This is a genomic window from Pseudomonas sp. SMV7 (assembly GCF_052041995.1).
In the GTDB taxonomy this organism is placed as follows: Bacteria; Pseudomonadota; Gammaproteobacteria; order Pseudomonadales; family Pseudomonadaceae; genus Aquipseudomonas.
On the sequence record NZ_JBKGGT010000006.1, the window covers coordinates 13,992 to 33,454 of the forward strand.

20 protein-coding genes are annotated in these 19,463 nt (G+C 63.7%); 8 read left to right on the forward strand and 12 right to left on the reverse strand.

The window, feature by feature from the left end:
* The first annotated feature begins 80 nt into the window (after positions 1-80).
* Together ACLEJP_RS09250 and ACLEJP_RS09255 are read left to right on the forward strand one after the other, a co-directional pair.
* Positions 81-641: a PQQ-dependent catabolism-associated CXXCW motif protein gene (locus ACLEJP_RS09250; protein ID WP_440805760.1), complete on the forward strand. Its 561-nt coding sequence runs from the start codon at positions 81-83 to the stop codon at positions 639-641.
* Between the two features lie 56 nt (positions 642-697).
* Positions 698-1,363, forward strand: coding sequence for a response regulator transcription factor (locus ACLEJP_RS09255; RefSeq protein WP_170029536.1), 666 nt, complete (start codon positions 698-700; stop codon positions 1,361-1,363).
* Between the two features lie 5 nt (positions 1,364-1,368).
* On the opposite strand, the gene ACLEJP_RS09260 is transcribed toward ACLEJP_RS09255, so the two are convergent.
* The 9 genes from ACLEJP_RS09260 to pstS form a co-directional block, all read right to left on the reverse strand.
* Positions 1,369-3,279 carry a PAS domain-containing hybrid sensor histidine kinase/response regulator gene (locus tag ACLEJP_RS09260; protein ID WP_440805762.1) on the reverse strand — a complete coding sequence of 637 codons (1,911 nt, stop codon included), beginning with the start codon at positions 3,277-3,279 and terminating at the stop codon, positions 1,369-1,371.
* Complete coding sequence (nosP, locus tag ACLEJP_RS09265; protein ID WP_406821869.1) at positions 3,248-4,411, reverse strand: nitric oxide-sensing protein NosP; 1,164 nt, start codon at positions 4,409-4,411, stop codon at positions 3,248-3,250. The genes ACLEJP_RS09260 and nosP overlap by 32 nt, the downstream gene beginning before the upstream one ends.
* Before the next feature lie 273 nt (positions 4,412-4,684).
* Entirely contained in the window at positions 4,685-5,869 is a 1,185-nt protein-coding gene (locus ACLEJP_RS09270; RefSeq protein WP_440805764.1) for a porin, read from the reverse strand.
* A 315-nt stretch (positions 5,870-6,184) separates the two neighbouring features.
* Complete coding sequence (locus ACLEJP_RS09275) at positions 6,185-6,784, reverse strand: hypothetical protein (protein WP_440805766.1); 600 nt, start codon at positions 6,782-6,784, stop codon at positions 6,185-6,187.
* On the reverse strand, positions 6,784-7,482 hold the full coding sequence (locus ACLEJP_RS09280) for a hypothetical protein (RefSeq protein ID WP_440805767.1): 699 nt from the start codon (positions 7,480-7,482) through the stop codon (positions 6,784-6,786). The genes ACLEJP_RS09275 and ACLEJP_RS09280 overlap by 1 nt, the downstream gene beginning before the upstream one ends.
* 46 nt (positions 7,483-7,528) lie before the next feature.
* Positions 7,529-8,290, reverse strand: a complete 762-nt coding sequence (gene pstB / locus ACLEJP_RS09285) for a phosphate ABC transporter ATP-binding protein PstB (RefSeq protein WP_217858976.1) — start codon at positions 8,288-8,290, stop codon at positions 7,529-7,531.
* Positions 8,291-8,365: 75 nt separating this feature from the next.
* Complete coding sequence (pstA, locus tag ACLEJP_RS09290; RefSeq protein ID WP_440805770.1) at positions 8,366-9,259, reverse strand: phosphate ABC transporter permease PstA; 894 nt, start codon at positions 9,257-9,259, stop codon at positions 8,366-8,368.
* On the reverse strand, positions 9,259-10,224 hold the full coding sequence (gene pstC, locus ACLEJP_RS09295; protein WP_440805771.1) for a phosphate ABC transporter permease subunit PstC: 966 nt from the start codon (positions 10,222-10,224) through the stop codon (positions 9,259-9,261). The genes pstA and pstC overlap by 1 nt, the downstream gene beginning before the upstream one ends.
* 68 nt (positions 10,225-10,292) lie before the next feature.
* Positions 10,293-11,324: a phosphate ABC transporter substrate-binding protein PstS gene (pstS, locus tag ACLEJP_RS09300; protein WP_225778179.1), complete on the reverse strand. Its 1,032-nt coding sequence runs from the start codon at positions 11,322-11,324 to the stop codon at positions 10,293-10,295.
* 289 nt (positions 11,325-11,613) lie between these two features.
* On the opposite strand from pstS, the gene ACLEJP_RS09305 reads away from it, so the two are divergent.
* The 3 genes from ACLEJP_RS09305 to ACLEJP_RS09315 all read left to right on the forward strand — a co-directional run bounded on the left by ACLEJP_RS09305 (position 11,614) and on the right by ACLEJP_RS09315 (position 13,927).
* Entirely contained in the window at positions 11,614-11,979 is a 366-nt protein-coding gene (locus tag ACLEJP_RS09305) for a hypothetical protein (protein WP_440805774.1), read from the forward strand.
* A gap of 9 nt (positions 11,980-11,988) precedes the next feature.
* Positions 11,989-13,452, forward strand: a complete 1,464-nt coding sequence (locus ACLEJP_RS09310; RefSeq protein ID WP_440805775.1) for an MFS transporter — start codon at positions 11,989-11,991, stop codon at positions 13,450-13,452.
* A gap of 94 nt (positions 13,453-13,546) precedes the next feature.
* Positions 13,547-13,927 carry a termination factor Rho gene (locus ACLEJP_RS09315; RefSeq protein WP_440806245.1) on the forward strand — a complete coding sequence of 127 codons (381 nt, stop codon included), beginning with the start codon at positions 13,547-13,549 and terminating at the stop codon, positions 13,925-13,927.
* Positions 13,928-13,958: 31 nt separating this feature from the next.
* On the opposite strand, the gene ACLEJP_RS09320 is transcribed toward ACLEJP_RS09315, so the two are convergent.
* A complete protein-coding gene (locus ACLEJP_RS09320; RefSeq protein WP_440805777.1) occupies positions 13,959-14,207 on the reverse strand; it encodes a hypothetical protein in 249 nt (82 codons plus the stop codon).
* A gap of 332 nt (positions 14,208-14,539) precedes the next feature.
* On the opposite strand from ACLEJP_RS09320, the gene ACLEJP_RS09325 reads away from it, so the two are divergent.
* Positions 14,540-15,766 carry an MFS transporter gene (locus tag ACLEJP_RS09325; RefSeq protein WP_440805779.1) on the forward strand — a complete coding sequence of 409 codons (1,227 nt, stop codon included), beginning with the start codon at positions 14,540-14,542 and terminating at the stop codon, positions 15,764-15,766.
* A gap of 80 nt (positions 15,767-15,846) precedes the next feature.
* On the opposite strand, the gene ACLEJP_RS09330 is transcribed toward ACLEJP_RS09325, so the two are convergent.
* Complete coding sequence (locus ACLEJP_RS09330; protein WP_440805781.1) at positions 15,847-16,455, reverse strand: LysE family translocator; 609 nt, start codon at positions 16,453-16,455, stop codon at positions 15,847-15,849.
* Between the two features lie 97 nt (positions 16,456-16,552).
* Here ACLEJP_RS09330 and gcvA point away from each other — a divergent pair, with 97 nt between their 5' ends.
* A complete protein-coding gene (gene gcvA, locus ACLEJP_RS09335; protein WP_440805783.1) occupies positions 16,553-17,449 on the forward strand; it encodes a transcriptional regulator GcvA in 897 nt (298 codons plus the stop codon).
* 50 nt (positions 17,450-17,499) lie between these two features.
* Here gcvA and ACLEJP_RS09340 read toward each other — a convergent pair whose 3' ends face one another.
* A complete protein-coding gene (locus ACLEJP_RS09340; RefSeq protein WP_440805786.1) occupies positions 17,500-18,381 on the reverse strand; it encodes an MmyB family transcriptional regulator in 882 nt (293 codons plus the stop codon).
* Between ACLEJP_RS09340 and ACLEJP_RS09345 the strand changes: the two genes are divergently transcribed.
* Positions 18,380-19,045 (forward strand): hypothetical protein, encoded by a 666-nt coding sequence (locus ACLEJP_RS09345; protein WP_440805788.1) that lies wholly within the window; start codon positions 18,380-18,382, stop codon positions 19,043-19,045. The two genes, ACLEJP_RS09340 and ACLEJP_RS09345, sit on opposite strands and share 2 nt — an antisense overlap.
* Positions 19,046-19,463: the final 418 nt, after the last annotated feature.

Below are 19,463 nucleotides of genomic sequence, written 5' to 3' on the forward strand. Positions count from 1 at the left end.
TGCCTTTGCTATCTGATCGTCGCATTCACAATGCAGCGCCGCTGGCATGTAATGGGCCTATAACAAAAAGGATAACCCCCATGCCACGTGCCCTGCCCCGGCTGCCGCGCCCCTTGCTGGTGGCCTTCTCGCTGAGTCTGTCGCTGGGCATCGCCCAGGCCGGCACGGAGCCGTTGTTTTCCGCCGACGGTTATCGCACCAGCGTCTACCGCAGCCCGACACCGCAACAGGTGGACGGCGCCCAGGTCATCGACACCGCCACCCTGCAAAGCCTGCTGAAGCAGACCCCCGCCCCGGTCCTGATCGACGTCTATCGGCGCCAATGGCTGCAAGGCCGCTTCATCGAGGACGAACCGCACAGCAATATCCCCGGCAGCCGCTGGCTGGCCAACACCGGTGACGGCGAGCTGAGCCCGGCCTGGCAAGGCTACTTCGCGCGCCACCTGCAAGACGCGACCGCCGGGCGCCAGCAGCCGCCGCTGGTGTTTTACTGCCGCTCGGATTGCTGGTTGAGCTGGAACGCGGTAAAACGCGCGAAGGCCCTGGGCTATGACAACCTGTACTGGTATCGCGACGGCCTGGACGCCTGGCAGCAGGCCAATCTGCCACTGGCCCCCGCGCAACCGGAACCCTTCCCCTGAATTCGCTTGCCGCAGGCGTGCCCCGCTCCATCCCATAAAAACGAGGTGAAAAGGCCATGTACAAAATTCTGATTGCCGACGATCACCCGCTGTTTCGCGAAGCCATCCACAATGTCATCAGCGACGGGTTCCAGGGCAGCGAAGTCATGGAAACCGCCGACCTGGACAGTGCCCTGGCGCTGACCCGCGAGCACGATGACCTCGACCTGATCCTGCTCGACCTGAACATGCCTGGCATGCACGGCCTCAACGGCCTGATCACCCTGCGCAACGAGGCCCCCACCACACCGGTGGTGATCGTCTCGGCCGAGCAGGAAAAGCAGATCGTGCTGCAGGCCATCACCTACGGGGCGGTGGGGTTCATCACCAAGTCCTCGCCACGTTCGCAGATGATCGACGCGATCGAGCAGATCCTCAACGGCAACGTCTACCTCCCGCCCGATATCATCCGCGCCCAGAAAAGCAGCACCAGCCGGCGCCTGAACGATACCCCGAGCTTCCCGCCGGAAATGCTCCAGGCGCTGACCCGCAAGCAATTGCTGGTGCTCGAGCGCATGACCAAGGGCGAGTCGAACAAGCAGATCGCCTACACCCTGGATATCGCCGAAACCACGGTCAAGGCCCACGTTTCGGCGATCCTGCGCAAACTCAACGTGCACAACCGGGTGCAGGCAATCCTCAGCGCCGGCGATATCGACTTCGGTGATTACCTGCGCCGCTGAACCAGCTACGCGCCAAGCGATGGCTGGCTGCTGGCAAGCAGGTGGCTCATCGCCGTTTTCAGCTTCATCGGCCGCACCGGCTTGTGCATCAGGGTGTGGCCGAGCTCGCGAATCTGCTGCTTGAGTTCGTTGCTGTAGTTGGCGGTGATCATCAACGCCGGTAGCGGCTGGGTGCGGCGGGCGTTGATCCGCGCCACCGCATCGACACCATTGCAGTCGTTGTCCAGGTGGTAGTCGGCAATCAGCAGGTCGGCTTCGGCGTGGTAGTTGTCCACCTGGCGCGCCAGGTCCTCTTCCGACAAGGCGGTGACCACGCGGCAGCCCCAGCCCTCCAGCAGCGTGCGCATGCCGGCGCAAATCGCGGCATCGTTATCCAGCACCCACACCCGCGCGCCGCGCAGGCGTTCCAGCATCGGTTCGCTGATCGCCTGGCTTGGCTGGGCCTTGGGCGCGGCAGTGCTCAGTGGCACCTCCACCGCGAACACCGAGCCTTTGCCCAGCCAGGAACGGACCCGGATGCGGTGGCCAAGGATACCGGCGATCTTTTCCACGATCGCCAGGCCCAGGCCCAGGCCACGGTCCTGTTGCGGGCGCTGCACATCGCCGCGGCGAAACTCCTGGAACATTTCCTCCAGGTGCTCTTCGGCAATGCCGATGCCGCTGTCCCACACTTCGATGCGCAGGCCGCCGCGCACGCGCCGGCAACCCAATACCACGCGCCCACGCGGGGTATAGCGAATGGCGTTGCTGAGCAGGTTGCGCAGGATCCGCGCCAACAACTGGATATCACTGCGCACCACCGCCGAACAGCTCACGAAGTGCAGCGCCAGCCCTTCGCTGCGGGCCACCTGGGCGTACTCGGCGGCAAGGTTGTCCATCAGTTCGCCAAGGGCGAAGGGTGCGACGTCGGCCTTGATCACCCCGGCATCGAGCTTGGAAATATCCACCAGGGTGCCCAGCAGGTTCTCCACATCCTCCAGCGAGTTGCTGACATTGCGTACCAGCTGGGTGCTGTCCTGCGGTTCGCGGCTTTCGAGCAGCGCACTGGTGAACAGCCGCGCCGCGTTCAACGGTTGCAGCAGGTCATGGCTGACCGCCGCGAGGAACTTGGTCTTCGACAGGTTGGCCTGTTCGGCCTCGCGCTTGGCCTCGCGCAGGCGCGCTTCGGCGCGGCTGCGCTCCTCGATCTCGCGCAGCAGTTGCTCGTTGAGGCTGGTCAGTTCGGCCGTGCGCTCACGTACCCGTTGCTCGAGGTGCTGATAGGCCTGGTGCAGCGCTTGCGCGGTATTGCGCCGCTCGGTGATATCGCGGATCAGCACGAAGATGCCGGCCACTTCGCCACTGGCCAGGCGGTTTGGCACGTAGGAACGCAGCATGTAGCGTTCCTGCCCGCTGCTGTTGGTTTCAGCGAACTCGAACGTGACGCTCTCGCCGGCCAGCGCGCGTACCACATAAGTTTCCAGGCGCTGGTAATGCTGTTCGCTGTGGGCCTCGCGCAGGCTCAGGCCGAGCATCACGCCGGGGGGCCAGCAGTACCATTCTTCGTAGACCTTGTTGGTGAATTCGTAGACCAGGTCGGCGTTGAGGTAGGCGATCAGCGCCGGGACATTGTCGGTAATCAGGCGGATCTGGTGCTGGTGGGCAGTCTCGGCCCGCTGCCGCGCTTCGCTGAGCAGGCGGTTGACGGCCTTGAGCTCGGCCATTGCCTGGTTCAGGGCATCGGTGCGTTCGCGTACCTGCTCGGCCAGCACCACCGAGTGCTGAAACGCCGCGTAAGGGTCATTGCCACGCGTCACACCGGACTCGACGCGCTCGATCAGGGCGCCGTTGATACGCTGCAGCTTATGGTTTTCATGTTGCAGCCGGGTGATTTCCAGCTGCAGGTCAGCGATTGACGGGAGGCCGGTTGCGGGCAATGGCGACGCCGGTGAAGGTCTGGTTGATGTGCATGCCATTGAACTGTTCTCCGTAGGTGTTGAAGCCGATCACCCGCTGCTCGCGCAGGAATGCGCCGATCGGCTCCAGGCCGTGCTGGCCTTCCAGTTCCAGCCGCCGCAGGAAGCAATCGCAACCGATGGTCAGCAACAGTGGGCCGAGACGCTGCTGCAAGCCGTCGAACAGCTGCTGCAGGTTGGGCAACAACGGCCCGGGGGTCATGGCGGTGAGCACGATGCCGTTCTCCACCGCACAGTAGAAGCTCAGGCTCTGGTCCGGGTGCACTTGCTGGATCGCCCGCACGTAGTACTGGTCGTGGATGCGTACGGCCAGCGGATGGGCGGCGAATACCTGGTAGTCGAGTTCGGCCACCGGCACGCCGATGTGCCGGGCATACTCCTCGGCGGCCGGCTCGGCATTCAGTTCGAAAACCCGGCGCTGGGCACTGTCGGCCCCCGTGACCACCAGCTTTTCCTGCCGTGGCAGGATGTGGTGGGTGGTGAACACCTCGAAGTCGAGCCAGGTATTGACCAGCACCACCACTGCCGCGCCGTTATGGAACGCGCCGCCGAAGTACACGTGGGTGCGGGTCAGGTAATTGTCGTCGCCGGCCGAACCGCCAAAATGCGGAATGTCCCCGAGGGCGGCGCTGAGCGCCGCGAGCACCATCTCCTCGCGGCTGGACAGGCCGTCGAGCAGGGTCAGGGCAAAGCTGTGGCCCTTGATCGGCGCCAAGGTGTTGCTGCGGCAGGTGCCGACCAGGCGCTCGACCATTTGCTGGGCATCGATCAGGCTGAAGTGCTCCATCTCATCGATCAGCCCGGTGGCGATGGAGAAATGCCGATGATCGAAGCCCACCGCCGTGATGCAGTTACGGCCGTAGCCCAGCGGGGTGATCTCGCCGGCGCTGGTGCAACCGACCAGGCGGATGCCGCCAAAGCCCTGCTCCAGGGCCTCGCCCAGGACCTGCAGGTCGTATTCGGCGGAGCAGAAGAACAGCACGAAGCCCAGGTGCGGGTGCAGCAGCTGCGCCGCCAGTTCCTCGGCCGCCAGCCGGGCGTCGGTAGCCTGGGACATGGCGCTGACCACACCGTCGTTGTGAGCCTGCTGCATCCTGGTCTCCGGCGCGGGTTGGCTGAGCAAAGAGTGTACGAAGGCGATCATTGGCGACGAATGCTACTTGGGTAGCGGGTGGGCAGTTCCATGGTTGTAATAGCTTGCCCTGAAGATTGCCGGGGTCGCGCGCGGCCCTTTCGCGACGCAAGACCGCTCCCACATCGACCGCGCAAGCCCAGTTTTACGAACCCTGCGGTCATTGTGGGAGCGGCCTTGCGTCGCGAAAGGGCTGCACAGCAGCCCCGGCAATCTTCAGTCGAGGCCGAGGACCTACCAGGTGAGCACTGCCCCCACCGCGAAGGTATCGGTGTCTTCGTCCTGGGCACTGGTTTCATGACCCTCGATGGAAAACTGGTTGTACTCGGCAACCAGCTTGAGGTTGTCATTGATGTCGTGGAACAGCGCGATGCCACGGGTTTCATAATCCGCACCACTGTCGACCGCGCCATTGCCATCGTCCTTGGTCTTGCCATAGGACAGCGCCACGCGGTTCTTGCCGAACTTGTACGAGCCCTGCAGCAGGTAGCCATCGCTGTCGACATTGCGCAAGGTCGGTTCGCCAGCGTTGTTGGTGAAGAACGGGTTGATGCCCTTGGCCTGGAACCCCGAACCGGTCAGCGACAACCCGCCCATCTTGGCCTGCACGCCATAGCCGACACCTTTGGAGGTGACCGACTGCACCGCCGGGTCGGTGTTGTCGGAGGTCTGGTAGCTGCCGTTGAGCCAGCTGTAGATCTGCGCCCCGCCCAGGTCGAACTGGTAGGTGATCTCGCTTTCGGTACGCGGGTTTTCCTGGTAGGCCTTGCCGGTCGGGCTGCTGTCGTTGGTGTCCACCGGGTCCATGATGCCGACCGCGACGCGCAGGCCGTCCATCACCGGGGTGCGGTAGGTGATCTGCGAGGTGGGGAACGGGTATGGGTAGCCGCTGCCGATGTTGCCGAACGATACCCCGCCGCCGTCCACCAGGCCCAGGGTGTCACTGACCTGGCCATAACCGGCCAGCAGTTCATCGAGGAGGATGTTGGAGCGGGCGAACAGGCCGAAATCCTTGCCGATCAGCACCTCACCCCATTCCGGATTGGCCACGGTACCGTAGAACTGGCGCACGTCGATGGCGGTGTCGGTGCCGTTGGTTTCGCTGTCGTTGATGGTCACCCAGAACGAGGCGCGCGCGCCGAGCTTGAGGTCGTCGACCTGCTTGCCCATGTTGAAGCCCAGGTAGTTGGGCAGGAAACCCATCTTCACCCGCGACTGGCGGCGGTCGAACTGCTCACCCTCGCGGTCGACATCGCTGTTGACGTAGAAGGCATTTATATAGCCGTCGGTGGAAAACGTCGTCTGGTCCTTGTCGTACAGCATGATCTCGGCCTCGGCGACACTGCTCAGGCAAAGGCTCGACAGGCTGACGGTGACAGCCGCCAGCAAACGGGGGGACAGATTCTTATTGTTGTACATGGCGCGCTCCGAAACGGGGACGGGATGTCGGAGGCGATTATCAGAACCGGGCGAAGGGCCAGAAACGCTGCTTTGGAGCGGGCTGGCGGGTGCTTTGGGCCGGCGTGTGGGGCGTGAGCATTCGGGCCTGCTACCGGGTTGGGCCGGGAGGCGAGACTTAGGGTTTAGGCATTAATGGCAGGCAGGTAGCGATACAAAAAGCCCGGCTTCGAGCTGACGCCGTACCTGCAGGAACGGCTTCAGCCGCGGTTACCCGCACAGCCGGTGCCAGCCACCGGGTCGCCCGCTTCACACGCCGAGCGCAAGCGCCTGGTTTCAGGAAACCAGCGCTTGCGAACCTAGCCGCACCGGCATCTCATAGCGGTGCGGTTGCTGCCAGGCCAGTTGGGCCTGTACATCGACAGCCGCGTCCTTGACCTTCTGCGCCCACTGTTCATCCTGCGGGCACACCACCAGCACGCGGAACCCGTGGTCGACGCCTTCCAGCCGCACCCCCTCGGAATCATCCACATGCAGATCGATGTCGAACGCCGACGGCAACTTCGACGGTGCATGGCCCAGCCCGTTCCTGGCCAGGGCATGCTGGTGGCGGTCACTGTTGACCACGCCGTCGACGCGGATGCCGTAGAGCATCAGCCAGCGGCGGATGTACGACGGTGTGCGCCCCGACGAGGTGTAGATCCAGATGCTGCAGCCCTGGCGGCGCAGGTCGCGGATCAGCGCGCGCGTGCCACTGCGCAGGGGTTCGCCCAACCAGCGGTGGACACACGCCGGCAGCTTGCTGTGTTCGGCGGCGGCGTGGTCTGCCTGGCAGGCAAGCGTGTCGTCGATGTCGAACGAAATGCGCACCTTTGGCCGGTTGAATCGGCGCTCGACGGCCTGCCAGCCACGCTGCAGCAGTGACGAACCGTGCATCAGCGGCACCTCTCGCAGGCAGGCACGGGCATGCCGCCCAGGAAGAACTGGCCCGGTTCAGGCGCCTTCGCTTCGAGGAAGGCGGCGTATTTCTTCTTGATCTTGGGGAGTTCGTACAAGGCCTTGACACCGTGTTTGGCGGAATTGCGGATGACCGAGGATGGGTTGAAGTAGCCCTCGGCGTTGTCCAGCGACAGCACGAAGGGCGGTAGCCCGGCGCGCATCAGCAAGTAGCTGACGAGCAGCGACCCGGTGCGGTTGTTGCCTTCGATGAACAGCTGCGGCTTGCTGAGGATGCGCACGTAGACACCGGCGGCCCGTTTCCAGATCGAATCACTGCGGTAGGCCCAGTACCAGTTGTACAAATCCTTGATGCCGCCCTCGACGTTGTTGAAGAAGTGCGCCTCGGTCGCGGCAAGATGCGCGGCGAACTCCAGGCGGCGGGCGGGGTCGCTGCCGCACAGCACGGTGGCATTGATCTCCAGCATCAGGTTCAACTGCTGCAGGTCGAAAAGGTCGATACCACGTGCGACATAGTCATCAATCAGGGCATAGCCCTCGACCACATTCAGCAGCACCTCGTCGGTGAACGGGTCGCGCGGTTCGGTGAATCGCTCGCTGAGTTCGGCAAAACGGGCCTGCACCTCACGCAGTGCGCGCTCTACCGCTGACAGATCAAGACGACGCGTGGCTGGCATTGGAAACCCCGGGTAACACTTCAACGGAAGACGGCGCGACCAGGGCTCAACTGAACTTGCCGCTGATGTAGTCGGCGGTCAGTTGCTCGCGCGGGTTCTGGAAGATCTGCGTGGTCGGGCCCATTTCCACCAGGTAGCCGGTGCGGGTGCCCTGGGAAATGTCCACCGAGAAGAACGCGGTTTCATCAGCCACACGAATCGCCTGCTGCATGTTGTGGGTGACCAGCGCGATGGTGTAGTCCTTCTTCAATTCGACCATCAGTTCTTCCACCCGGCGGGTGGCGATGGGGTCGAGCGCCGAACACGGCTCGTCCAGCAGCAGCACTTCCGGCTCGGTGGCGATCGCGCGGGCGATGCACAGGCGTTGCTGCTGGCCGCCGGACAGCGACAGGCCGCTGACCTTGAGCTTGTCCTTGACTTCGTCCCACAACGCGGCGCCCTGCAGGGCATGCTTGACGCGGTCGCCGATGTCACCCTTGTAGCGGTTCAGGCGCAGGCCGAAGGCGACGTTGTCGAAAATGCTCATCGAGAACGGGTTGGGCTGCTGGAACACCATGCCGATGTAGCGGCGCACCACGACCGGATCGACGCCTTTGCCATAGACATCCTGGCCGAGGAAATGCACGTGGCCTTCGAAGCGGAAGCCCTTGACCAGGTCGTTCATGCGGTTGAGGCTGCGCAGCACGGTACTCTTGCCACAGCCGGACGGGCCGATGAAGCCGGTGATCTGGTTCTTGCGGATCGGTACGTGGCTGTCGCGCACGGCCATGAAGTTGCCGTAGAAAATCTTGTCCAGCTTGCAGTCCATGACGATGGGGGCTTCGCTGACCACGGGAGCGGCTTTTTGCGCAGTGGATACGTTCAAGGTCGAATGCTCCCTTTCTCAGTACTTGGGCTTGCCGAATACTCGGCTCAGAATGTTGATTACCAGCACGATCATCACCAGTACCAGCGAGGCCGCCCAGGCGAGCTCGAGCTGGTTGTCGAATGGCATGCCGGAGAAGTTGTAGATCAGCACGGCCAGCGAGGCCGTCGGGTTCATCACGGCCAGGTCGCCGTCATGCAGGATCCAGTAGTTGCTGAACAACGCGGTGAACAACAGCGGCGCCGTTTCGCCTGCGGCACGCGCCACGGCCAGCATGACGCCGGTGAGGATCGCCGGCAGGCCGGTGGGCAGGACGATTTTGCAGATCACCTGGGCCCGGGTGCAGCCCATGCCATAGGCGGCATCCTTCATGATCTTGGGCACCATCTTCATCGACTCTTCGGCGGTCAGCACGACGATGGGCAGCATCAGGACCGCCAGGGCCACGCCGCCTGCCGGCGCCGAGTAGGTGCCGGTGGTCATCACCACCAGGGCGTAGGCGAATACCCCGGCCAGGATCGATGGCAGGCCGGTGAGCATCCGGGCGGCGAAGCGCGCAGCGTTGGCCAGCTTGCTGTCCGGGCCGAGTTCGGCCAGGAACACCGCGGCCAGGATACCGACCGGCACGGCGATGGCCGCAGCAATACCGACCATGACGAAGGTGCCGACCATGGCGTTGCCGAAGCCCCCGCCCATCTCGAAGCCGGTGGGCGGCAGCTCGGTGAACACCTCCAGGTTGAGGCGTGCACCACCGCGGGTGATCAGCATGTACAGCACCGAAACCAGCGGCACGCTGGCCACCAGCGCCGCGCACCAGGCCAGCGTGGTCAGCACCAGGCTGCGCAGGGAACGGCCTTCCAGCTTGCGCTGCAGGCTGGGCAGCGCCTTGGTCGGGGTGGTCAGGTCGGTCATCATTTGTTACCCCGCTGGGCGTAGAGCATGATCATCGAGCCGAGTACGTTCACCAGCAGGGTGATGAACATCAGTACCAGGGCGGCGTACATCAGTACTTCGACCTCGTTCGGGCCGGCCTCCGGGAAGTTCAGCGCCAGCAGCGCGGCCAGGGTATTGGCCGGGGCGAACAAGGACACGGATATGTTGTTGGCATTGCCGACCAGCATGGCCAGCGCCATGGTTTCGCCCAGCGCCCGGCCCAGGCCGAGTACCAGCGAACCGAAGATGCCGGTGGCCGCGGACGGCACCATCACCTTTAGAATCGCCTCCCAGTGGGTGGCGCCCAGGCCGTAGGCCGCCTGCTTGGTTTTCATCGGCACGCTGGTCAGCGCATCCTGCGAAACGGCGGCGATGGTCGGCAAAATCATGATGGCCAGCACCAGCGCGGCAGGCAGCAGCCCGGGCCCGCTCAGCGAGGTGCCAAAAAACGGAATCCAGCCCAGCTCGCTGTGCAGCCAGGTGGTCAGCGGGCGGATGGCCGGGATTACCACGTAGATGCCCCACAGGCCGTAGACGACGCTGGGGATGGCGGCGAGCAATTCGACAATGGTGCGGAAGATTGCCGCCAGCTTGGCCGGCAGGAAGTCCTGGGTGAGGAAAATGGCCATGCTGACGCCGAAGAAACCGGCGATCAACAGGGCGATCAAGGCGCTGTACAGGGTGCCCCAGATGGCCGGCAGAATGCCGTACTGGCCTTGGTTGACGTCCCAGACGCTGCCGAACAACACGTCAAAACCGTGCTTCTCGATGCCGGGCAGGGCCTTGCGGCCCACTTCGTAGACCAGCGCGAAGACCAGCGCCAGCACCAGCACCACACCGATGCGTGCCAGCGCACGAAACGTGCGATCAACCAGGAAGTCTTTCGCAGACGGCGGCTGGCACGCGGAGTGGGGGTTTTCCGGGATGGCGAAAGGTGTGTTCATGGGCGGGTTCCGGGACTGGGGCAAACACCCCCGGCATGGCAGGACCACACCGGGAGCGCCTGGCGCTGTTACTGGATGTTGGCGGACGCTTTGCGCACCTGGTCGACCACCGATTGCGGCAGCGGGATGTAGCCCATCGAGTCGGCAATCTTCTGCCCTTCGGTCAGGCTGTACTCGACCATGTCACGCATGGCCTTGGCCTTGGCCGGGTTGCCGTTGTCCTTGCGGAAGATCATCCAGGTGTAGGAGGTGATCGGGTAGGACTTGGCGCCTTCCGGGTCAGGCAGCCAGGCCACCAGGTTTTCCGGCATGTTCACCGCAGCCAGCGCCTCGGCACCGCTTTCGGCGTTCGGCACCACGTACTGGCCGGCCTTGTTCTGCAGCTGGGCGAAGTCGACCTTTGCCAGCTTGGCGAAGCCATATTCGATGTAGCCGATGGCACCCGGGGTCTGGCGCACGGTGGCGGTTACCCCATCGTTCTTCGGCGACTTGATGAACTTGTCGCTGGCCGGCCAGTTGACGGTGTTGCCTTCACCCAGGGTTTGCTTGAAATCGGCGTTGATCGCCGACAGGTGCTTGGTAAAGACCGCCGTGGTACCGCTGGAGTCGGCGCGCACGACCACGGTGATCGGGGTGGCGGGCAGTTTCAGCTCAGGGTTGGCCGCGACGATCTGCGGGTCGTTCCACTGGGTGATCTTGCCGAGGAAGATGTTCGAGTAGACGTCGCGCGGCAGCTTCAGCCCTTTCGGGTTGCCTGGCAGGTTGTAGGCCAGGACGATTTCACCGGCGGTCATCGGCAGCAACTGCACGCCTTCGCCGACCTTGGCGATTTCTTCAGGCTTCATGGCCGAGTCGCTGGCGGCAAAATCGACAGTCTTGTTCAGAAAGTCCTGAACACCTGCCCCGCTCCCCTTGGACTGGTAATCCACAGTGACGCCGTCAGTTTCCTTGCTGAAGGCCTTGAACCAGGTCAGGTAGATAGGTGCTGGGAAGCTGGCGCCGGAACCGGTCAGGCGTACGTTCTCTGCGGCGAACGCGGCCGAAGTGGCGCAGACAGAAACGGCAACGGCAAGTGCAGCAGACTTCATCAGGCGTATCATCGAAAAGCGCTCCGTGTGATGGCCGGCACACTTTGCAGCAGCAATGTTACAGCTTTGTGACCGATGAAAGGCATGCCGCGGGATAGAGCCGCCCGCTGGCGCCATCACGGCGCAGCCTGGCTCCCGAAGGACACGACGCACTCGAAGGCGCCAGCCGCAACGCTAACCTGCCGATATGTCGATTGCATGACCACCTCGATGGCCCGGTGCCCGTCCGTCGCCAGCGCGGCACCCCATGCGCGGGTTGCGGGCCGAACAGTGGGTGACCCACTGTAAAAGGAGATTCACCATGCAACCGATAACGGCTCGATCAATGCTGCTCGCCCTGTGCCTGGGCATCAGCACGCCCCTCGCGCTGGCCGCCACTGATGTGATCGACCAGCCCGCCCCGGGCAGCCAGCCTCACGATAATGGCCATATGAACGGCCAAGGTGGAGCGAGCGGCTCCGGCACCCCGGCTGATGGCATGGGTACAGGCACGGGCGGCACGGATGACAATGGCACCGACAGCACGGGTGGCGATGGCACCACAGGTGGCTCAGGTAGCGGTAGCGGCACGGGGACCGGGGCTGGTAGCGGAACGGGCAGCGGCACCGGTGGCAGCAGTGGCGGTTCGAGCGGTGCGGGCGGTGGCGGCGCAGGCTCTGGCAGCTGAGGGCCTGGCGTGACGACAGCTCCCGGCAATGCCACGGCGCGGGTGCGCCTGCACAGCACTGACATCCCGGCCCGCCTCGACCGGCTGCCCTGGACGCGTTTTCATACGCTGCTGGTACTGGCGCTGGGCATTACCTGGCTGCTCGATGGCCTCGAGGTGACATTGGCCGGCTCGGTGTCGGGCGCCCTCAAGGACAGCCCGGCGCTGGCCATGAGTAACACCGACATCGGCCTGGCGGGAGCTGCCTATATTGCCGGCGCGGTGCTCGGCGCGTTGTTCTTCGGTTGGCTGACCGACCGCCTGGGGCGGCGCAAGCTGTTTTTCATCACGCTGTTCCTGTACATCGGCGCCACCGCAGCCACGGCGTTTTCCTGGAACCTGTGGAGCTTCCTGCTGTTCCGCTTCTTCACCGGCGCCGGCATCGGCGGCGAGTACACCGCGATCAACTCGACCATCCAGGAATTCACCCCGGCGCGCTATCGAGGCTGGGTCGACCTGACCATCAATGGCACTTTCTGGATCGGCGCAGCGCTAGGCGCGGTGGCTGCGGTGGTGCTGCTCGACCCGGCCGTGGCCGGTGGCGAACTGGGCTGGCGCCTGTGCTTTGGCATTGGCGCGGTACTGGGCCTGCTGATCATGCTGATGCGCCTGTGGATACCCGAAAGCCCGCGCTGGCTGATGGTTCACGACCAGCCGGAGGAAGCCGAGCGCATCGTTGCCGAGATCGAACGCCACTACCGCCAACGCGGCATTGCCATACCGCCAGTGCAGGCCCCTCCCCTGCGCCTGCGCGCGCGTGACCATACGCCGCTGCGCGAGGTCTTCCACAGCCTGTTCGTCGAGCATCGGCGGCGGGCGCTGGTGGGCCTGACCTTGCTCACGGCCCAGGCCTTCTTCTACAACGCGATCTTCTTCACCTACGCGCTGGTACTGACCGACTTCTATGGCGTGCCGTCGGCGCAGGTGGGCTGGTATGTGCTGCCGTTCGCCCTGGGCAACTTCTGCGGGCCATTGCTGCTGGGCCGGCTGTTCGACCTGCTAGGCCGGCGCATCATGATCAGCGCGACCTACCTGGTATCGGGCGTGCTGCTGACGCTCAGCGGCTACCTGTTCCAGCAGCAACTGCTCGATGTGACCCAGCAGACCCTCGCCTGGATGGTGATCTTCTTCTTTGCCTCGGCTGCGGCCAGCTCCGCCTACCTGACGGTGGCAGAGACCTTCCCGCTGGAAATCCGCGCGCTGGCCATCGCCGTGTTCTACGCCTTCGGCACCGGGCTTGGCGGCCTCATCGGCCCCACCCTGTTCGGCGCGCTGATCGACTCGGGTGAACGCCTGAACGTGCTGTATGGCTACCTGCTCGGCGCGGCGCTGATGATCCTCGCCGCGCTCACCCAGGCCGTGTGGGGCGTGGCTGCCGAGCGCCGCTCACTGGAGCACGTGGCCAGGCCACTGTCGCAAGTCAGCGACAGCTGAACCGAGCCGGGCAGTGGACCGCTCGTCCATTGCCCGGCACTCTGCCGGTGCAGCGGTTTCAACCGTGCAGGCAAACTCAGCAGGAGTGAAGACCATGCCACGCGGTGACAAGGACAAATACACAGACAAGCAGAAGCGCAAGGCCGAACATATAGAAGAAAGCTACGAACACAAGGGTGTGGCAAAGGATGAAGCCGAAGCGCGCGCCTGGGCTACGGTCAACAAGCAATCCGGCGGCGGCGAGAAGAAAGGCGGCTCCGGCAGCAAGACCTCTGCCGCAGAACAGAAAACCGCGCGCTCGGATTCGGCCAAACGCGCCGCCAAAACGCGTCAGGGCCATTCGCGCACTTCGGGCGCCTCGCTGGAGACGCAGACCAAGGAAAGCCTGATGAAGGAAGCGCGCAGCAAGGACATCAAGGGGCGCTCCAGCATGACCAAGGCGCAGCTGGTGGAGGCATTGCGCAAGCACGCCTGATGCACGATCAGCCCCTTGCCTGAAACGCGGGTCAGCCCATGGCACCCAGACCATTGCCAGCCATGGGCGCGTCATCGGCGTCCGGACACCGGTTGCGGCATTCACATTCGTACTCGGCTTGCGCGCGGGTCGCGAGGTTCAGGCTCAGGCGGACCTTGTCCTGCGTGTCGTAGAGGTCGTAACCCTCCCCCAGGGCGGCGGGAAAGCCAAGCCGGCGAGGATAGGTTTCTTTCTTGAGAGGCACAGCGGGAACCACAACGAAACGCGTCTGCATGATCATCCCCCTTCGGCAACACCCTAGTATTAGTATGGCTATGTGGAATCATCAAGCTGACTCATGCAATAAATCTCGAGGCGCAGTGCGCAGTACCTGCGCCTGATGGCCTTGATGGGAGGCAAGCGGTCGCGCTCCTGCTACAGACGTCAGCCCTCTTCCCTATACTGACGGGCCCGCAGCGCGACACCGCGCCAGGCATCGCATCGATTCCATCGATGATTACTATCGAACGGCGCGCCTGTTGGCCAAGCAAACTCGCCCTTTACAATCGCTTTCAGCTTTTCCCCGCTCGTGCGCCTGTTTCAGGCGACTTCTTTGTCCCGGAATCCAATACCATGCCAAATTCCAGCCCGGCCCCTCGCGGCCTGCCCGAACATGCCCAGCAAAGCGTCAAACAGCAGTGGCTGGCGATCCTCTCGGTGGCTGTCGGCGCCTTTGCGCTGGTGACCAGCGAGTTTCTGCCGGTGGGCGTACTCAATGACGTCGCCAGCGACCTCGGCATCAGTGCCGGCCATGCCGGCCTGATGGTGACCCTGCCCGGCATCATGGCCGCCCTCGCCGCCCCGCTGCTGTCGGTGGGCATTGGCGCCCTCGACCGTCGCTACCTCTTGATCGGCCTGACACTGATCATGATCATTGCCAACGCGGTGGTGGCCTACGCCAGCGACTTCAGCCTGCTGCTGTTCGGGCGCGTGCTGCTGGGCATCAGCATCGGTGGCTTCTGGGCCACCGCCATCGCCCTCAGCGGCCGCCTGGCGCCCAAGGGCGTCGGCGTCGCGCAGGCCACCTCGATCATCATGGTCGGGGTGACCCTGGCCACCGTGCTGGGCGTGCCGGTAGGCACCTGGCTGAGTGGCCTGATGGGCTGGCGCATGACCTTCCTGATCACCGCGCTGCTGGGTGTCCCCGTGCTGCTGGCGCAGGTGCTGTTGCTGCCCCGGCTCAACCCGGACAAGGCGATTCGCATCAGCGACCTGCCGGCGCTGTTCATCAATCCATTGGCGCGGGTCGGCCTGATCGCCGTGTTGCTGATCGGCCTGGCGCACTTTGCCGCGTACACTTATGTCGCCCCGTTCTTCAAGCAAAGCTCCGGCTTCGATGGGCCGACCATTGGCTCGTTGCTGCTGCTTTATGGCGTGGCCGGGGTCATCGGCAATCTTTTTGCCGGTTTCGCCGCCAACCGCAGCGTGCGTTACACCCTGCTGCTGGTCGCGTTGATGATCGGCATCAGCACCGCCCTGTTCCCGCACTTCGCCACCGGCCTTACCGGCGCCGCGATGCTGATCGGGTTGTGGGGCTTCGCCTTCGGCGCGTTCCCGGCCTGCGCCAGCATCTGGATGTTTGTCGTCGCGCCGAAGGACGTCGAACGTGGCATGCCGCTGTTCGTTGCCATGTTCCAGGTGATCATTGCGCTGGGTTCATTCTTCGGTGGGCGCATCGTCGACCAGCTGGGCAGCGCGATGCTGTTGAGCCTGGCCACGGCGCTGGTGGGCTGTGGCTTCGTCACGGTGCTGGTGCTTGGGCGTAATGTCAGCAACAGCCTGGCGGCCCAGCCTGGCTGACCGGGGCCGGTGCGCCGCTCTTCATGCAATGCCACACCTGGCACAGCATGGTGGGCGCGCAGCCCGCGGGTGAGCGCGGTTCATTTACTGGCCGAGGCCATCAGCACACCAAAACAGAAGAAAGTGATGCCCGACAGCTTGCCGACGATTCGCGCGCCACGATGGGTCGACAACCAGCCCCTGGCACCATCGGCCATCAGCGCGTAGCCCGTGTGCACCAGCACCACCAGCACTGCGTAGGATGAAACCAGCCGGAAAAACTGGCTGTAGTAGTTGCCCTGCTGGCTGATGAATTGTGGAAACACCGCCAGGAAGAAAAAACCCGCCTTGGGATTGAGCAACTGGATCGACAACGCTTCGACGAAGCGCCGCCAGGGCTGCGTGGCGGTCGCGCCGAGCTCGGCGATGAAACGCTGGGTACGCCACATTTTCAGCCCCAGGTACAACAGGTATACCGCGCCGGCGTACTTGAGCACGGTGAACGCCGTTGCCGAGGTCGCCAGCACCAGGCCCACGCTGCTGGCCGAGAGCCCGGCGACGATGAAAGCGCCCAGGGCGATGCCAAGGATCCCCGGCAGCGCACCGCTCCAGCCATGGCGCAGGGCATTGGACAACGTCAGGATCACCCCGGGGCCGGGGCTCAACACAGTGAACGTCGCGAGGATAAGAAACAGCCCATAACTGGCCATGCAAGATGTCTCCTGGCAGCAGGAGCAACAGCGTGGCGTGAAGCGGCGCCGCTGACAAACGCTTTAATTGCGCCTCTGATGTGACTAAATTAGACACATGATCAGCGACCTCCCCCCTTTGAACGCCGTTCGCGCCTTTGCTTCGGCCGCGCGTCACCAGAGCTTCAGCCGTGCCGCCGAGGAGCTGCACGTCACCCACAGCGCGATCAGCCGCCATATACGCCTGCTCGAAGAGCACCTGGGCACGCTGCTGTTCGAACGCCGCAACCGACAGTCGCTGCTTACCCCGACCGGCCGGGCCTACTACCAGCAGGTCAGCCTGGGCCTGGCGCAGATCGCCGACGCCACCCAGGCCCTGACCCGCGCCAGTGCCGCACGCAAGGTGACCATCAACGTGCGCCCGTCGTTTGCCGTGCGCTGGCTGATCCCGCGGTTACCCGATTTCATGGCGCAGTTTCCGCAGATTCAGCCCGAGGTGGTCACGAGTACCTTGGCCCCGGACCCGTCGCGGGAAACCTTCGATGTGGCGGTGCGCCGTGGCAGCTCGGGCTGGGCGACCAGCCTGGAACCGAATGTGTTGTTCGCCGACGACCTGCTGCTGGTCGCCGCCCCTTCGCTGCTGAAGGCGATACCGGTTCAGGCGCCCACGGATGTACTGCGTCATACCCTGCTCTCGGGCAGGACACGCAGTGCGGATTGGCAGACCTGGTGCCGTCTGACCGGTGTCGACCAGGCACGGCAACAGCCGGCGCTGCGGTTCGATCACATGCACCTGGTGCTGCAGGCTGCCGTCGACGGCCTTGGCCTGGCGCTGTGCCCGGCCTCGCTGCTGGGCAGCGACCTTGGCAGCGGCCGCCTGTGCAACCCCCTGCCTGATCTGCGCATGCCGCTGACTCGCTATTACTATGGAGTACCGCCAGGTGCAGCCGCCGACACCCGGGTGTTCATCGACTGGATGTTCTCGCGATTCCAGCATGACAGCTGTGCCCCTTGATTGGCGCGTGCCGCCCCTGGTGCGCCAGGCTCAATCATGAGGCCACTCCGTCACCGATTGCCTTGATTGACGCTCCACTGTTCGAACGCGTGCAGCATCCTTTGCCGGGTCGATCGATCGGCAGGTATCAGATGTTCGATTCGCATGGACTCCACAGTGATATCCAGTGGCATGCCGAAGGTCGTGAAGGTGGAAACAAAGGCCAGCTCGCCCTCTGCTGTACACACTCGCGTCAGCATCATCAAGCTGGTAACCGCTGCGTTCAAGGCGACACACGGTGGCCCGAGGCTGTTCAGGCGCTTTGCCAGGGCCGGGTTGCCAGCCGCCTCCCTGGAAGCGCGTTGCCAGGCAGCAGCCCGAACCTCCTGGGCATTTGCCAAACGTTCACCCAGCCCTCCAGGACTGAACAACGAGTCCAGCAGGTTGAGCCCTGAAGCCGCATCCTGCGCCACGCCCGCCATTGTCAACAACAGGCCGGAACTCACGTTGGCAGCAGTGATATCCCGGTTGTTATCAAGCACGATGGCAGGCGCCGGATTGTTCGCCTGCAGGATGTGCTCGATAGCCGCGTGAACGACATCCAGGGCGGGGGACTGGAGCGGCGTTGCGGCATAGCGAGGCGCATAGCCAGCAGCAAGAAATACTTCATTGCAATGATCCAGCGGCGCGCCCAGGACCGAAAGCAGAGCGTGCATCCTGACAGATAGCGCAGTATTCCACGAACAGAGGCCCACGCCAAAATGACGGAAAGCTTCGAGCTGAACGATGCGGCTGCCCCCTCGCTTGAAAGCGCTGGCGCGTCTTTGAATCAGCATCGAGTTGCTGCACAATCCATCGCTGTTCGCGACAACGGGTCTGGCGGAGCACATTCGCTGTGCTTCCCAGCGGTTCTGCGGCAACGCTGAAGGATTTTTCAGGAGTGGTAATGACATGGACAAGATCATTCTGACGCAACACGACCAAGGGTTGGGCCATGTTGGCGGTGGTGCGTACCTCAACAACTTGGCGCTGTGGCCGACCAACCCCAAGACCGGCGAACTGCTGACCCCTCTGGTCACCTCCACCGAGCGCTTCTATAGCGGCGATCGCTGCATCCCTGCCGGCATGGCCACCACCGTATTCATCGCGGCGCAGCATTACCAGAGCGGTGGCTTCAACGCCGCGCTCCAGCGGCGTTACACCGTTAGCGAGCAGTCGCAGCTGCAGGAGCAGATTAACAACGGTTTTGCGCGCGTGATTCTGCACGACCTCGCCCCCGAGCCTATCGTCCCCGACAATGCGCCTTTGCTGCTCACCCAGGCATTCATCAACTTCGAAGCGATGAGCGAGGACGAATGGGACGAAGAAATCGGCGGCGAATATGGCGGTATCGCCCTCAGCAAGGCAGGCGGCAGCCCCAGCTGGTTGCAGGACCCTGTCTATGAGCCGAACCGCTACATGTTTCACTTGCAGCTGCTGGATGCGGACATTGCAGCGCTGAACCCGGAGCATGAAGGCGCGTTCGCCGATGGCATCGGCTATGTCTTCATCGATCTACAGGCACGGCGCGGCAAGGAAGGCGACGAGGCTGGATTTTTCTTCATCCAGCACACCTGAGGCATATCTGTCAGTTGTACCGGACGAAGGACTCGGGATGATCATGGACGAATTGCCCTTCTGGGCCGAAATCGGACTGTGCTTGGCGCTAATAGCCTTGCTGGATTGGGCCATCCGGCCCGAACGATGGCGTCATTGGCTCGGGATAGTGTTGTTCTGGGTCGGCATTGTGTCGCTCCTGCAATACTGGGGAGTTCTATGCGCACTGTTGGGTTGGAACCTGTGGTACCACTCGGACCGCTACAGGTCCGGATGACTTTCGCGGGGGTCGCATTGCTGGCGTACCGTTCAACTGAGCGATTACGCGGAGTTTGTGTGACCCGGGCAGCGAGACGATTGCATTACATTGCACCCCACTTCACGGTGTAACAATGACGGCAGCGTCTCGCCGCGTGCTCCCACAGTCAGGCTCTCGTAC